This is a genomic window from Peribacillus sp. P4_C12 (assembly GCF_056402095.1).
On record NZ_JBFUIB010000078.1, the window covers coordinates 1 to 13354 of the forward strand.

The 13354-nt window shown below is 39.2% G+C and carries 13 protein-coding genes, 1 tRNA gene, 2 rRNA genes, 1 other RNA gene and 1 other annotated feature; of the genes, 13 read left to right on the forward strand and 4 right to left on the reverse strand.

All coding sequences use genetic code 11. The features are described 5' to 3' along the window. Positions 1–37 precede the first annotated feature (37 nt). A 5S ribosomal RNA gene (rrf, locus tag AC1DUW_RS12775) occupies positions 38–153 on the forward strand. A gap of 89 nt (positions 154–242) precedes the next feature. On the opposite strand, the gene AC1DUW_RS12780 is transcribed toward rrf, so the two are convergent. Further along, entirely contained in the window at positions 243–1208 is a 966-nt protein-coding gene (locus AC1DUW_RS12780) for a YaaC family protein (protein WP_053348894.1), read from the reverse strand. Between the two features lie 112 nt (positions 1209–1320). Between AC1DUW_RS12780 and guaB the strand changes: the two genes are divergently transcribed. The 4 genes from guaB (at position 1321) to AC1DUW_RS12800 (ending at position 6150) form a co-directional block, all read left to right on the forward strand. Continuing rightward, complete coding sequence (gene guaB, locus AC1DUW_RS12785) at positions 1321–2784, forward strand: IMP dehydrogenase (protein ID WP_053348893.1); 1464 nt, start codon at positions 1321–1323, stop codon at positions 2782–2784. 173 nt (positions 2785–2957) lie between these two features. Further along, the gene (locus AC1DUW_RS12790; protein ID WP_236695048.1) at positions 2958–4277 is read left to right on the forward strand and encodes a D-alanyl-D-alanine carboxypeptidase family protein; all 1320 of its coding nucleotides are present in this window, start codon (positions 2958–2960) and stop codon (positions 4275–4277) included. Positions 4278–4344: 67 nt separating this feature from the next. Next, positions 4345–4571 (forward strand) — a binding site (T-box leader). Between the two features lie 66 nt (positions 4572–4637). Next, the gene (serS, locus tag AC1DUW_RS12795) at positions 4638–5915 is read left to right on the forward strand and encodes a serine--tRNA ligase (protein WP_053348892.1); all 1278 of its coding nucleotides are present in this window, start codon (positions 4638–4640) and stop codon (positions 5913–5915) included. Between the two features lie 142 nt (positions 5916–6057). Then, positions 6058–6150, forward strand: a tRNA-Ser gene (locus AC1DUW_RS12800). A gap of 123 nt (positions 6151–6273) precedes the next feature. On the opposite strand, the gene AC1DUW_RS12805 is transcribed toward AC1DUW_RS12800, so the two are convergent. The 3 genes from AC1DUW_RS12805 to AC1DUW_RS12815 all read right to left on the reverse strand — a co-directional run bounded on the left by AC1DUW_RS12805 (position 6274) and on the right by AC1DUW_RS12815 (position 8315). After that, on the reverse strand, positions 6274–6945 hold the full coding sequence (locus AC1DUW_RS12805) for a deoxynucleoside kinase (protein WP_053348891.1): 672 nt from the start codon (positions 6943–6945) through the stop codon (positions 6274–6276). After that, on the reverse strand, positions 6923–7582 hold the full coding sequence (locus AC1DUW_RS12810; protein ID WP_252433925.1) for a deoxynucleoside kinase: 660 nt from the start codon (positions 7580–7582) through the stop codon (positions 6923–6925). Before AC1DUW_RS12810 ends, AC1DUW_RS12805 begins: the two co-directional genes overlap by 23 nt. A gap of 157 nt (positions 7583–7739) precedes the next feature. Then, positions 7740–8315, reverse strand: a complete 576-nt coding sequence (locus tag AC1DUW_RS12815; protein WP_477642683.1) for a cysteine hydrolase family protein — start codon at positions 8313–8315, stop codon at positions 7740–7742. 140 nt (positions 8316–8455) lie between these two features. Here AC1DUW_RS12815 and tadA point away from each other — a divergent pair, with 140 nt between their 5' ends. From tadA to AC1DUW_RS12855, 8 genes are all read left to right on the forward strand, one after another. Continuing rightward, positions 8456–8962 carry a tRNA adenosine(34) deaminase TadA gene (tadA, locus tag AC1DUW_RS12820; protein ID WP_252433923.1) on the forward strand — a complete coding sequence of 169 codons (507 nt, stop codon included), beginning with the start codon at positions 8456–8458 and terminating at the stop codon, positions 8960–8962. 151 nt (positions 8963–9113) lie between these two features. After that, positions 9114–9378: signal recognition particle sRNA large type (gene ffs, locus AC1DUW_RS12825), an RNA gene on the forward strand. A 186-nt stretch (positions 9379–9564) separates the two neighbouring features. Continuing rightward, positions 9565–11253, forward strand: a complete 1689-nt coding sequence (dnaX, locus tag AC1DUW_RS12830) for a DNA polymerase III subunit gamma/tau (RefSeq protein WP_053348896.1) — start codon at positions 9565–9567, stop codon at positions 11251–11253. A gap of 21 nt (positions 11254–11274) precedes the next feature. Further along, on the forward strand, positions 11275–11592 hold the full coding sequence (locus AC1DUW_RS12835; RefSeq protein ID WP_053348895.1) for a YbaB/EbfC family nucleoid-associated protein: 318 nt from the start codon (positions 11275–11277) through the stop codon (positions 11590–11592). 60 nt (positions 11593–11652) lie between these two features. Beyond that, on the forward strand, positions 11653–12249 hold the full coding sequence (gene recR / locus AC1DUW_RS12840) for a recombination mediator RecR (protein ID WP_053348887.1): 597 nt from the start codon (positions 11653–11655) through the stop codon (positions 12247–12249). 20 nt (positions 12250–12269) lie between these two features. Next, positions 12270–12488, forward strand: coding sequence for a YaaL family protein (locus AC1DUW_RS12845; protein WP_053348886.1), 219 nt, complete (start codon positions 12270–12272; stop codon positions 12486–12488). A 118-nt stretch (positions 12489–12606) separates the two neighbouring features. Continuing rightward, positions 12607–12870, forward strand: a complete 264-nt coding sequence (locus AC1DUW_RS12850) for a pro-sigmaK processing inhibitor BofA family protein (RefSeq protein WP_053348885.1) — start codon at positions 12607–12609, stop codon at positions 12868–12870. A 365-nt stretch (positions 12871–13235) separates the two neighbouring features. Then, positions 13236–13354, forward strand: a 16S ribosomal RNA gene (locus tag AC1DUW_RS12855); the annotation flags it as partial.

Here is a 13354-nt window from a genome sequence, read left to right on the forward strand (position 1 = left end):
ATCTATCTAGTTTTGAAGGAACAACGTTCCTTTATTGTTTGGTGGCGATAGCGAAGAGGTCACACCCGTTCCCATTCCGAACACGGCAGTTAAGCTCTTCAGCGCCGATGGTAGTTGGGGGTTTCCCCCTGTGAGAGTAGGACGCCGCCAAGCCATTCAAAAAGATCAGCCATCCTTGGCTGGTCTTTTTCGTATATCAGATTTTCCATAAGTCATTTCCTATTGGAAGGTAGTTAGAATAATTAGGGGTTGAACCTTTCAGACCTAATCCATTCAAATATTAAAAATGGTACCTTAGATTGGCTTATTTTAAGGAATTGCACTATACAGGGGTAATCATCATTAGGCATAGTTTTCATCAACTCTGCCCACCATTCTGTTTCATAACGGGCTATTATACTTAGGTTATAAGAGATTAAATAATGAATTAAAAGTTCAGGTAATAAAAAAGCTGACGAACTTTTATTGAGGGATAACATGAATTGTTCCTCTATCAAGTTATACCGTATAGGAGAAGGGGCATTATAAACAAGAACTTTATCTGTTTGTATTAGCAGTTTTCCAGGAGTTTCTGTAAGGTGATATATATGATTTATTTTTGATGTCAAAAACTCCTCGAAGCGGCTACTAGTCATTTGATAGCTATCCAATATGGTAGAAGGCAATTGAAAACCATCAGAAGAAGGTAACAGAGGTATAAAATTTTTACGGGAAATATTCCATGCAAGGCTTTGCATATCTGGAATTTCCTTTAATAATGTTCCCATAGAAAATTTTTCACCTTCCATATGTTTTAAATTAAATATTTTTTCAGCAATACAGGTGAAAAGTCCATTCTTTTGCGTTTTTACCTCATCTTTTAAAAAGTCGTATTGTTGCTTTTTTCTCTTTCTTGTAGTTACCCCATGAGCAAGCAACGAAGTGGACTCCGGGTAGTTGGGATCAATGGTAAGTAGACAGGCCTTTAATAATTGGGTAAATCCATAAAAGGATAAAATTGGTTGGATGGAAAGTGGTGCTATAGCAGCCTGGTTATAATAGGTTTTCGCATGTTCAAGATGGTATATAAAAGGATAACAGTTTTCGTAACTTTTTATTTCTGCATCTTCTATTTTTTCATGTGTGTAACATTTTTGTAAAAAAAGTTGAGATGAAGATGCAGAAAAAAAAGGCGTATATTTATCGAAATTATCATTGTTTTCAGGCATTGCAGCCTCTCCTTTGAATTGATAGAATAATCTAACATTTATTTCTCTTCTTGACAGTAGTATGTCCTATTGATAACCTACAAATAATATTTTTAAGCAGGAGGGGAAAATTATGTGGGAAAATAAATTTGCAAAAGAAGGTTTAACCTTTGATGATGTCCTATTAATTCCAGCGAAATCAGAGGTTTTACCGAAAGATGTTAACCTTCAAGTCAGCTTAGCCGAGAATTTAAAGCTTAACCTTCCTATCATCAGTGCAGGAATGGATACCGTAACAGAAGCAGAGATGGCAATTGCTATGGCTCGTCAAGGTGGGTTAGGTATTATTCATAAGAATATGTCGATTGAAGCACAAGCTGAATTAGTTGATAAAGTAAAACGTTCAGAAAGCGGTGTTATTACAGATCCATTTTTCCTAACACCAGATCACCAAGTGTTTGATGCAGAGCATTTAATGGGTAAATACCGTATTTCGGGTGTACCAGTTGTTAATAATGAACAGGATCAAAAACTTGTTGGTATTATTACGAACCGTGATTTGCGATTTATTTCCGATTTTTCCTTGAAGATTTCTAGTGTTATGACAATAGAGAATCTGGTTACAGCTCCAGTTGGAACTAACTTGGAACAAGCCGAGAAAATTCTTCAAAAGTATAAAATTGAAAAACTCCCTCTTGTAGACGATAACGGTGTATTAAAAGGGCTTATTACAATCAAGGATATCGAGAAAGTCATTGAGTTCCCTAATTCAGCAAAAGATAAGCAAGGTAGATTACTCGCAGGTGCTGCTGTCGGTGTGACTAAAGATACAATGAAGCGTGTAGAAATGCTTGTTAAGTCTCAAGTAGATGCAATTGTACTTGATACTGCTCATGGTCATTCAGCAGGCGTCCTTGACGCAGTAAAGGAGATTCGTGGAAAATATCCTGAACTTACTATCATCGCTGGTAACGTGGCTACTGCGGAAGGAACGAAAGCACTGATTGAAGCAGGAGCCGATGTTGTTAAAGTGGGAATTGGACCAGGATCTATTTGTACTACAAGAGTTGTAGCTGGTGTAGGCGTTCCTCAAATTACGGCCGTTTTCGATTGTGCAACAGAAGCAAGGAAACATGGAAAAACAATTATCGCTGATGGCGGAATTAAATACTCGGGTGATATCGTTAAAGCTCTAGCCGCAGGTGGTCACGCAGTCATGCTTGGAAGTATGCTTGCCGGTGTAACTGAAAGCCCAGGTGAAACAGAAATCTTCCAAGGACGCCGTTTTAAAGTGTACCGGGGAATGGGTTCTGTTGCAGCAATGGAAAAAGGTTCTAAGGATCGTTACTTCCAGGAAGATAATAAGAAATTTGTTCCAGAGGGCATAGAAGGACGCCTTCCATATAAAGGACCTCTTTCAGATACTATTTTCCAACTGATCGGTGGTATTCGTTCAGGAATGGGATATTGCGGTACAGCTTCATTAGAAGATTTGAGAGAAAACTCTCAATTTATTAAAATGACTGGTGCGGGGTTAAGGGAAAGTCATCCACATGATGTTCAAATTACAAAAGAAGCGCCGAACTATTCATTGTAATAAATTTAACTTATAATTGTCATTAAAATTTAAAGTAAAAATAGGCAGGGTCTCCGATGACTCTGTCTATTTTTTTTATTTCTTCTGTGATAAACTAAACAAGGATTAAGGGAAATAGATAGAGTTTCTTCTTTTGTTATAGAGATAAGCTTAATAGTTGGAGGTATTGGAAATTGAAAAAAATCAGCAAGATTACCCTCATTTTCACTTTTGTTTTTGTTCTTGTTATGTCGCAATTTGCCTATCAACCGGGGGAAGCTGAAGCTGAATCTGATAATTTAGGTTTAAAGGCAGAGGCAGCCATCATTATAGATGGTAAAACAGGACAAATCGTGTATGAAAAAAATGCCGATAAAGTATTAGGGATTGCATCCATGTCAAAAATGATGACAGAATATATCATAATGGAGTCAATTGAAAATGGGAAAATCACTTGGGATCAAAAAGTTAAAATAAATAAGTATGTACATGATCTTTCAAAAGCACCGAATTTGTCGAATGTTGGTTTAACAGAAGGTGAAGATTATACAGTTAAGGAACTATATCAAGCAATGGCTGTCTATTCAGGAAATGCAGCGACAGTAGCCTTAGCTCAGCTAGTTTCAGGTAGTGAAAAGAATTTTGTAAAATTGATGAACGAAAAAGCAAAAAAGCTAGGTCTGAAAAACCATAAATTCGTCAATGCCAGCGGCTTGAATAACTCTAATTTGTTAGGGGAGTATCCTACTGGTAAAAAAGATGAAGAAAATGTAATGACAGCAACTGATACAGCACTTCTTGCTTATCGTCTTATTAATGATTATCCGGAAGTATTAAAGTATGCCAGCATTTCTAAATTGAAGTTCCGTGATGGGAAAGAGTATCCAAACTTCAACTGGATGTTACCTGGTCTGATTTTTGAATATAAAGGTGTAGACGGTTTGAAAACAGGTTCTACTGACTTTGCCGGTTATGGTCATACGGGGACAGTTATCCGAGATGGTCAACGTTATATTACAGTGGTTATGAAGTCTACTACAAAAAATGAACGCTTCAGGGATAGTACTAAGCTGATGGACTATGCATATAGAACATTTGAAAAAGAAAAAATTCTTCCTGCCAATTACCAAGTGAAAGGGAAAGAAACCCTTTCGGTAGTTAAAGGTAAGGAGAAAAATGTTAATATCCAATCTAAAAAAGCGATTGAACTGCTTGTTGAGAATGGTGAGAAAGAAAACTATAAAACAGAATTAGTGATTGATAAAAACAAATTGGACAAAGACGGTAAGTTGACTGCACCAATCAAAAAAGGTGAGAAAGTTGGCTACATCACTGTTACTCCTAAAAGTGGTAAAGATTACGGGTATATTAACGGGGATTCAGCGAAAGTTGACGTCGTAGCTGCAGAATCTGTTGAAAAAGCAAACTGGTTTGTGTTATCAATGCGAGCAGTTGGTGGATTCTTTGGTGATGTATGGAGCAGTGTATCTTCTACTGTAAAAGGCTGGTTTTAAGTTTCGTGTATAAAACGGTTGCGTAATGTATAAAATTATAGTACATTATGGAAAAGAATTTGATTATGAGAAAGCCATGACAGGATATAGTAACAAATATTTCTTTCTAAAGAGAGCCGATGGCTGGTGGAAATCGGTGTTAGAGTTTTGTGAATCCCTCCTGGAGCAGAGTATGGAACACCTTAATTGGGTCAGTAATTACTTTCGGTTAAAAGCCGTTATCGTGATAAGTGGAAGGTGTTTTTCATATGCCTTCAACTAGGGTGGCAACGCGGGTTAACTCTCGTCCCTTCTTCAGGGGACGGGAGTTTTTTGCGTTCTCTGATAAATTATCAAATCATAAATGAGGAGGAACTGTAAATGTTGGATTTGAAATATGTACGAAATAATTTTGAAGAAGTGAAACGTGTTCTGCAATTTAGAGGAGAAGATTTAACTGATTTAGGTAAATTTGAAGAGTTAGACGTGAAGCGTCGATCTTTAATTGCTGATACAGAAAAACTGAAAAGTAAACGGAATGAAGTTTCACAGCAAGTAGCTGTATTGAAACGGGAGAAAAAAGATGCAGACCAGTTGATTGTGGAAATGCGTGAGGTTGGTGATCAAATCAAAGGATTTGATGATGAACTTCGTGAAGTAGAATCCCAGTTAGAAACGCTGCTGCTTTCTATCCCTAATATTCCACATGAAAGTGTACCAGTGGGTGAAACGGAAGATGATAATGTTGAAATCCGTAAATGGGGCGAATTGCCGCAATTTAAGTTTGAACCGAAACCACATTGGGATGTGGCTGGAGATTTAGGAATCCTTGATTTTGAACGGGCAGCAAAAGTGACCGGAAGCCGATTTGTTTTTTATAGAGGCCTCGGTGCTCGTTTAGAGCGTGCGTTAATTAGTTTTATGCTTGACCTTCATGTTGAAGAACATGGATATGAAGAAATGCTGCCTCCATATATGGTGAACCGTGCAAGCATGACAGGCACAGGTCAGTTACCTAAATTCGAAGAAGATGCTTTCCGTATTGAGAGCGACGATTATTTCTTGATTCCAACAGCTGAAGTGCCTGTGACAAATTTCCATCGTGATGAAATCCTAAGCATAGACGATCTGCCGATAAGCTATGCAGCATACAGTGCATCTTTCCGTTCAGAAGCAGGTTCTGCTGGTCGTGATACTCGTGGGTTAATTCGCCAGCACCAGTTTAATAAAGTGGAATTAGTGAAGTTTGTAAAGCCAGAAGACTCTTATGCAGAATTGGAAAACCTTACAGGACATGCTGAAAAAGTGCTTCAATTGCTAGGCCTTCCTTATCGAGTATTAAGCATGTGTACAGGCGATCTTGGTTTCACTGCTGCGAAAAAGTATGATATCGAAGTCTGGATCCCGAGCTATGGAACGTATCGTGAAATTTCTTCTTGTAGTAACTTCGAAGCATTCCAGGCTAGACGGGCTAATATCCGTTTCCGCCGTGATGTTAAAGGGAAACCAGAGCATATTCATACACTAAATGGGTCAGGATTGGCAATCGGCCGGACAGTTGCCGCACTATTGGAAAATTATCAGCAGGAAGATGGCAGTGTTGTCATCCCTGAAGTATTACGACCTTATATGCGCGGTGTGGAAGTCATTAAACCATAATGTTTCAAAAGTATAAAAGGAACAGTTTCTCGTAATAGAGAAACTGATCTTTTTTTATTTGGTTTAATAATTATTTTAAAAAAATGTTCTAAGAGTGCTTGACTTTGATTTTGATTCAATGTATTATAATAAATGTTGATACGGAGGTATACCCAAGTTCGGCTGAAGGGATCGGTCTTGAAAACCGACAGGGGAGTCAAATCCCGCGGGGGTTCGAATCCCTCTACCTCCTCCATAACTTATTAATAACCACAGCGCATAAATTGGATATCGTTAAATTCCGTTACATCTCTGTAACGGAATTTTTGTTTTCTAATATAATAAAAAACCACTGGGATTCCCGGTGGTTTTTTATTATTTATATTTTTCGTAATAATCTGGTTTGCTCCATATATTCAGCGATCCGTTTTATAAGTGATTCAATACTAGTCTCATCTTGCTTAAGGTCATATTCATTTATATTTAATCGAAGGACCGGACAGGCATTAAATTGATCAATCCATTCTTCGTAACGGCCGTGCATTTCTTTCCAATACTCAATAGGAGTGTGCTGTTCCATCGGCCGCCCTCGTTCTTGGATCCGGTCGAGGATATCATCAAGTGATCCCTCGAGATAGATAAGCAAGTCAGGATGAGGGAAGTAGGGTGTCATTACCATCGCGTTGAATAGGCTTGTGTACGTTTCGTAGTCTACTTCGTTCATTGTCCCTTTTTCATAATGCATCTTTGCAAAAATTCCTGTGTCTTCGTAGATGGAACGATCTTGGATAAAACCGCCGCCATATTCAAAGATTTTTTTCTGCTCTTTAAACCGTTCAGCGAGGAAATAGATTTGCAGGTGGAAACTCCAACGATCAAAATCATCGTAAAATTTATCCAGGTAGGGGTTCGTATCAACCTTTTCAAAAGATGTCCTAAATTGTAGGGCATTCGCTAATGCATTGGTCATGGTCGATTTACCTACACCAACTGTCCCTGCTATCGTAATGACGGCGTTGTTTGGAATATTATACTTCTTTCGTAAGTTCATGTGGCTGTACTCCTTTTTGCAGGGCATTCTCTATTTGGATGATTATCGTGTTCAAGTCATCCCTATTCCCAACGAAGTCTAATTCATCTCCGTTAAATGTCAGAACAGGTATGTCAGGGTGCTGTTTCTCAAACGTTTCCATAAATGTTTGATAATCTGAAGATAACTGCTCTAAATAATGGGAGCTGATATTTTTTTCGAATTCTCGGCCTCTTTTGCCGATTCGGGACAGAAGAGTATCCAGACTTGCATTTAAATAAATAACCATATTTGGTTTCGGCATATCTCGAGTTAAGATATTGAATATTTCAAGGTATTTATTGTATTGTGTGTTTTTTAACGTACGTTCAGCAAATATTAAGTTCTTGAATATATGGTAATCAGCCACCACGGCTTGGTCATTAGTAAGGAACTTCGTTTCAATATCTTCTAATTGCTTGTAACGGTTACATAGAAAAAACATTTCTGTTTGAAAGCTCCACTCATCGATATTGTTATAAAATTTCCCGAGAAATGGATTCTCATCAACAATTTCCTTTAATAGTGAAATTTGGAAATGGTCAGCGATAACTTTTGCTAGTGATGTTTTCCCTACACCGATTGGACCTTCGACAGTGATAAATGGGGTGGTTTTCATCCATTCTGTCCTCCTTCAATGAGGTATCGGACTGAAACTCCCAGTTTATTAGGTTTCAGCCAAGAGATATTGTATCACAGACTTGAAGCTTAAGTGATATTTTTGTCCGGTGTTAATGAAGGAGAGTTTAGGAGTGTCATGCGAGGGTAGTGGAATGTCAGTGCCTAGTTGGGTGGAGTCTTTCAATCAAAACGCCTCCGCTTTTTTGTGTGGAAGCTTTGAGAACATGATTCATCATCGTTAACACATAAAGGTTATCTTCTTTTGATGCAGAAGCGATACAATCCTCAGGGATCCATAATTGGTACTCTCGCATATAGGCATCATTAGCCGTGAATAACACACAGATGTTACCAGCAATGCCGGTAAGAATTAAGGTTTCCACCTTCAGTTGTTTAAGCAGTGTATTAAGGGCGGTCCCATAAAAAGCCGAATGCTTCGGTTTGATGAGAAAGAACTCATCTTTTTGTGGTTTGATTTTTTCAATTAGCTGAGCATTTCCTTTATTTTTACAGGTGTCGATAATCTTATCGAAGTCAGCCTGCCATAAATCATAATGGTCATTGATATAAATGATAGGGAATCCCTTTTCTTTCATGTGCTTTTTCAACTTCAGTATTGGCTCGATGATAAGCTTCGTATGTTCAAGGAGCATGTCACCGTGATTGAAATTAAAATCATTAATTATATCAATGATAAGCAAAGCAAAGGAAGGGGAAGTAGATTTATTCATGTTATATCCTCCTTATATTGTTTGAATTTACTTGCAGCCGGTAGGTCGCTTGCGTTACTATTCATTAGAATAAGTAGTATGACCTTTATTTTGTCTTATATTTGTCTGTTTACTCCTACTTAATATGAGGGGGTTTTTTTATGAAAGATGATGCCTATTACATGAAATTGGCTTTAAAGGAAGCTGAAAAGGCGCAGATGTTGAACGAAGTGCCGATTGGAGCTTTAATTGTGATAGATGATCAAATAGTTTCGAGGGGGCATAACTTGCGGGAAACAGAGCAGAATGCTACTGCCCACGCGGAGCTACTTGCGATTAATGAGGCTTGTGGTTCACTTGGTAGTTGGCGCCTTGAGAAGGCGACACTTTATGTAACGTTGGAACCTTGCCCTATGTGTGCTGGGGCTATTCTGCAATCGAGGGTGAAAAGGGTCGTTTTTGGCGCCCATGATCCAAAGGCAGGCTGTGCAGGGACATTTATGGATTTACTTCAAGACGAACGCTTCAACCATCAATGTGAGGTTACAAGCGGTGTGTTGCGGGACGAGTGCGGAGGGATCCTGACAGCCTTTTTTAGAGAGCTTAGGAATCGAAAGAAAACCTTGAAAAAGGAGAAAGCACTCAAAAAATTGGAAGAAAATAAATAACCTTGTCTGAATACTTGATGTGCGTGCCTTTTTCCTTTTATAAAGATTAGGGAAATAGACTGTTCAATGAACAAGGCTTGCGTTTTTTTTGTTACCTTAGTATAATGAATTATGCGTCGATGAGACGCTATGAAAATTGGTATTACATTTGCCGTGCTAGACGGGGAGGTAGCGGTGCCCTGTACTCGCAATCCGCTCTAGCGAGGTTGAATTCCTTCTCGAGGTTAGCGTACTGTAGGGTCTGCCTTAAGTAAGTGGTGTTGACGCCCGGGTCCTGCGCAATGGGTCTCCATGAACCATGTCAGGTCCGGAAGGAAGCAGCATTAAGTGGAAGTGCTCATGTGCCGCAGGGTTGCCTGGGCCGAGCTAACTGCTTAAGTAACGCTTATGGTTGCTAATCGACAGAAGGTGCACGGCAGTTATTTTACATAATCAAAAAACTCATTCGTATCGGGTGAGTTTTTTTGCACGTTAAGAAGTTAAATTAGTTGGAAATTTTGAAAAGAATATGACAATCAGTGAGTTTTCTTTAAGCTGACTTTGAAAATAAGGAAATCAGTAATGTATAATAAACAAGATGGAGAAAATAAGGAGGGATTTCCGTGGGGTATCAAGCATTATACCGGGTATGGCGGCCGCAACAATTTATTGATGTAGTTGGGCAGGAACATGTAACAAAAACGTTGCAGAATGCCCTAATCGGGCAAAAGGTTTCGCATGCCTATTTATTCTCCGGTCCACGTGGGACAGGGAAAACGAGCGCTGCCAAAATTCTTGCAAAAGCAGTGAATTGTGAGCATGCCCCGATAAGTGAACCCTGTAACGAATGTGCTACCTGCCGCGGAATCACTGATGGCTCCATATCAGATGTTATTGAAATTGATGCAGCATCCAATAATGGTGTCGAAGAAATCCGTGACATTCGTGATAAGGTCAAATATGCACCGAATGCGGCTACATATAAAGTTTATATTATTGATGAGGTACATATGCTCTCACAAGGGGCCTTCAATGCGTTATTAAAAACATTGGAAGAACCGCCAAAGCACGTTATTTTTATATTAGCAACGACTGAACCTCATAAGATTCCGCTAACGATTATTTCGCGTTGTCAACGGTTTGATTTCAAAAGAATTCAGCCGCAGGATATTGTTGGGCGTATGGCTCAAATCATTGCTGAAACAGGGGTTTCATGTGATGAACAGGCCTTGCATATTATTGCGAGAGCAGCTGAAGGCGGGATGCGTGATGCGTTAAGCTTGCTTGATCAGGCAATTTCATTCAGTTCAGAGACGGTATCTGTAGAAGATGCATTGACTGTCACTGGTTCTGTTTCGCAGGCATTCTTAAGTCGGTTGGCAAAGGCAATTTATGATAAAGAAGTAGCAGTGGCACTTGAAGTACTTGATGAATTGTTGGCTATGGGAAAAGACCCAGCTCGGTTCATTGAAGACATGATTTATTATTTCCGTGATATGTTGTTGTACCAAACAGCACCAGCTCTCGCTGAATCCTTTGAGCGTGTGTTAATCGATCCGCAATTTAAAGAATTATCAGAAGTCATCTCTTCTGAATCGATTTATTCCATTATTGAAAGTTTCAATCAAACACAGCAGGATATGAAATGGACGAATCACCCAAGGATTTTCCTTGAAGTGGCTCTTGTGAAATTATGTAATGAGCAAAGACCAAATCAAATGGACAATGGGCAGATTCAACAATTGCTTCAGAAAATAGAGGATTTGGAAGTTAAATTACAGGAAATACAGAGAAGTGGCATCTCAGCGGCTGTGGCAGAAAAGCCTGCAGAACAGGCAAAATCACAACGGGTTATTAAAAAGGCTTATAAAGCACCGACAGGCAAGATTAATCAAGTTTTAAAACAAGCTACGAAACCAGATTTGAACGTTGTGAAAAGCAAGTGGGGCGAAGTACTTGAACAATTAGGTCAGCAAAACCAAAAGTCATTAGCGGCTTTATTAACGGAAGCAGAACCTGTTGCTGCGTCAACTGAGGCTTTTGTGGTAAAATTCAAATATGATATCCATTGTCAAATGGCAATGGAAAATAACCGTTTCGTGGAAGTGATTGCCTCAATCATGCAGCAATTAACTGGTCGCCGTATGGAGATAGCTGGAGTTCCAGAGAGCCAATGGCAAAGGTTGCGGGAGGACTTTATTTCAACACAGCAGTTCGAAGGTACAGAAGAAACGGAATCAAAAGAAGAAGACCCCTTTATAGCAGAGGCTAGAAAATTAGTCGGCGATGATTTACTTGAAATTAAAGAATAATTGGAGGTAGGAAAAATGGGTATGCGCGGTGGTAATATGCAAAACATGATGAAGCAAATGCAGAAGATGCAAAAGAAGATGGCAGAGGCACAAGAAGAGCTAGGTGAAAAAAAGATTGAAGGTACTGCAGGCGGTGGAATGGTAACAGTTATCGTGACAGGCCATAAAGAAATAGTCGATGTAATCATCAAACCAGAAGTTGTTGACCCAGATGATATCGATATGCTTCAGGATTTAGTATTAGCTGCTACCAATGATGCACTAAAAAAAGCAGAAGAACTGACAAACCAGACGATGGGGCAATTTACTAAAGGAATGAACCTTCCAGGTATGTTTTAAGCAAGTTCAAAAGAAACTTCCTTTCAGGAGGTTTCTTTTGAAATTTTTAGGAGGAATTTGATGCATTATCCAGAACCGATTTCCAAGCTTATTGACAGCTTTATGAAATTGCCGGGGATTGGGCCGAAAACGGCTGCGCGATTAGCCTTTCATGTGTTAAGCATGAAGGAAGATACTGTTTTGGATTTTGCAAAAGCGCTGGTAAATGCGAAGCGGAATCTGACGTATTGTTCAGTCTGTGGTCATATCACAGATCAGGATCCCTGTTATATCTGCGAGGATCAAAGGAGAGATAGAAGTTTAATCTGTGTCGTACAGGACCCGAAAGATGTAATAGCGATGGAAAAAATGAGAGAGTTCAATGGCTTATACCATGTACTACATGGCAGTATTTCACCGATGGACGGAATCGGTCCGGAAGATATAAATATTCCCGATTTATTAAAGCGCCTGCAGGACGAAACAGTGCAGGAGGTCATTTTGGCTACTAATCCTAATATTGAAGGAGAAGCAACTGCCATGTATATTTCGCGGCTGCTCAGACCATCAGGGATTAAGGTGACAAGAATTGCCCATGGACTTCCTGTTGGCGGAGATCTGGAGTATGCGGATGAAGTGACGCTATCAAAAGCAATAGAAGGAAGAAGAGAAATATAAGATAGCTGGGAGGACTTCACTTGTTCTTTCGTAAAAAAAAGCGACTTCGAAATGAATTCAATGAGGCATTAATTGAAGAGCTTGAACAATTGAAACGGAATTGGCATAATCAAAAATCTTTACTTGAAAAAAGCGTAGACCCATCTGAGGAAGTAATTGCTCAAGCAAGACTAGCGGAAGTGAAATATTTTTACTTATTTAGAGAAGTGAAAAGAAGAAACGTCCGCATTCAACGGTGATAACAACAGAGTGGTTATAAAGGAATGCCCTTTATAACCACTTTTTTATTGGGTTGAGTTCTTAAGCCAGGACTCCCTTCATATAAGTGTAGTACAAGCTTACGGGGAGGAATGAGTTGTGGAACCAGTTGTTTTTGTTGCCGTAATTGGAGGCTTGATCTTAATGCTCCTCATTATCGGTGCACCTATAAAACCCATTCGGTTTCTAGGGCAGGGGGTAATAAAGATTATTATTGGTGCGGTCTTTCTATTTTTTTTAAATACGTTAGGGAATCAAGCGGGCATTCATGTACCCATTAATCTCGCCACTTCAGCAGTTGCCGGTCTGCTTGGAATACCGGGAGTCGCGGCGTTGGCTGCCATTGGTTACTGGATTATTTAAGGGGAATCTGATTGAATATTAAAGGTAATAAAAGCCTCAAGGATATTGTCTTGAGGCTTTTATCTATATATAAGTTAGAAGTGTATTAATGTTTTTTTGCAAAATCTTGATTTAACTATTGACGAGAAATAAACAAACTGATAATATATTAGGAGTCGCCAACAACGACAACCATAACATTCAATCGGAAAAACAATATAAAATAAATGTTGACATAAGATTAAATGGATGGTAAGATAATAAAGTCGCTTACGAGATAAACGACACTGAAATTGCTCTTTGAAAACTGAACAAAACAAAGCGCCAACGTTAAATTTTAAGTGAGCACACACTGTTAAAAAAGCAAAATGAGCAAGTCAAACATTTCTTCGGAGAGTTTGATCCTGGCTCAGGACGAACGCTGGCGGCGTGCCTAATACATGCAAGTCGAGCGAATCGATGGGAGCTTGCTCCCTGAGATTAGCGGCGGACGGGTGAGTAACAC

What these genes read in the sequence shown, in the direction of transcription:
- recR (WP_053348887.1), top strand. Translation starts at nt 11,653, where the DNA reads ATGCATTATCCAGAACCGATTTCCAAGCTTATTGACAGCTTTATGAAA.
- tadA (WP_252433923.1), top strand. Translation starts at nt 8,456, where the DNA reads ATGAAAGATGATGCCTATTACATGAAATTGGCTTTAAAGGAAGCTGAA.
- AC1DUW_RS12780 (WP_053348894.1), bottom strand. Translation starts at nt 1,208, where the DNA reads ATGCCTGAAAACAATGATAATTTCGATAAATATACGCCTTTTTTTTCT.
- AC1DUW_RS12805 (WP_053348891.1), bottom strand. Translation starts at nt 6,945, where the DNA reads ATGAACTTACGAAAGAAGTATAATATTCCAAACAACGCCGTCATTACG.
- AC1DUW_RS12835 (WP_053348895.1), top strand. Translation starts at nt 11,275, where the DNA reads ATGCGCGGTGGTAATATGCAAAACATGATGAAGCAAATGCAGAAGATG.
- AC1DUW_RS12815 (WP_477642683.1), bottom strand. Translation starts at nt 8,315, where the DNA reads ATGAATAAATCTACTTCCCCTTCCTTTGCTTTGCTTATCATTGATATA.
- serS (WP_053348892.1), top strand. Translation starts at nt 4,638, where the DNA reads ATGTTGGATTTGAAATATGTACGAAATAATTTTGAAGAAGTGAAACGT.
- AC1DUW_RS12810 (WP_252433925.1), bottom strand. Translation starts at nt 7,582, where the DNA reads ATGAAAACCACCCCATTTATCACTGTCGAAGGTCCAATCGGTGTAGGG.
- guaB (WP_053348893.1), top strand. Translation starts at nt 1,321, where the DNA reads ATGTGGGAAAATAAATTTGCAAAAGAAGGTTTAACCTTTGATGATGTC.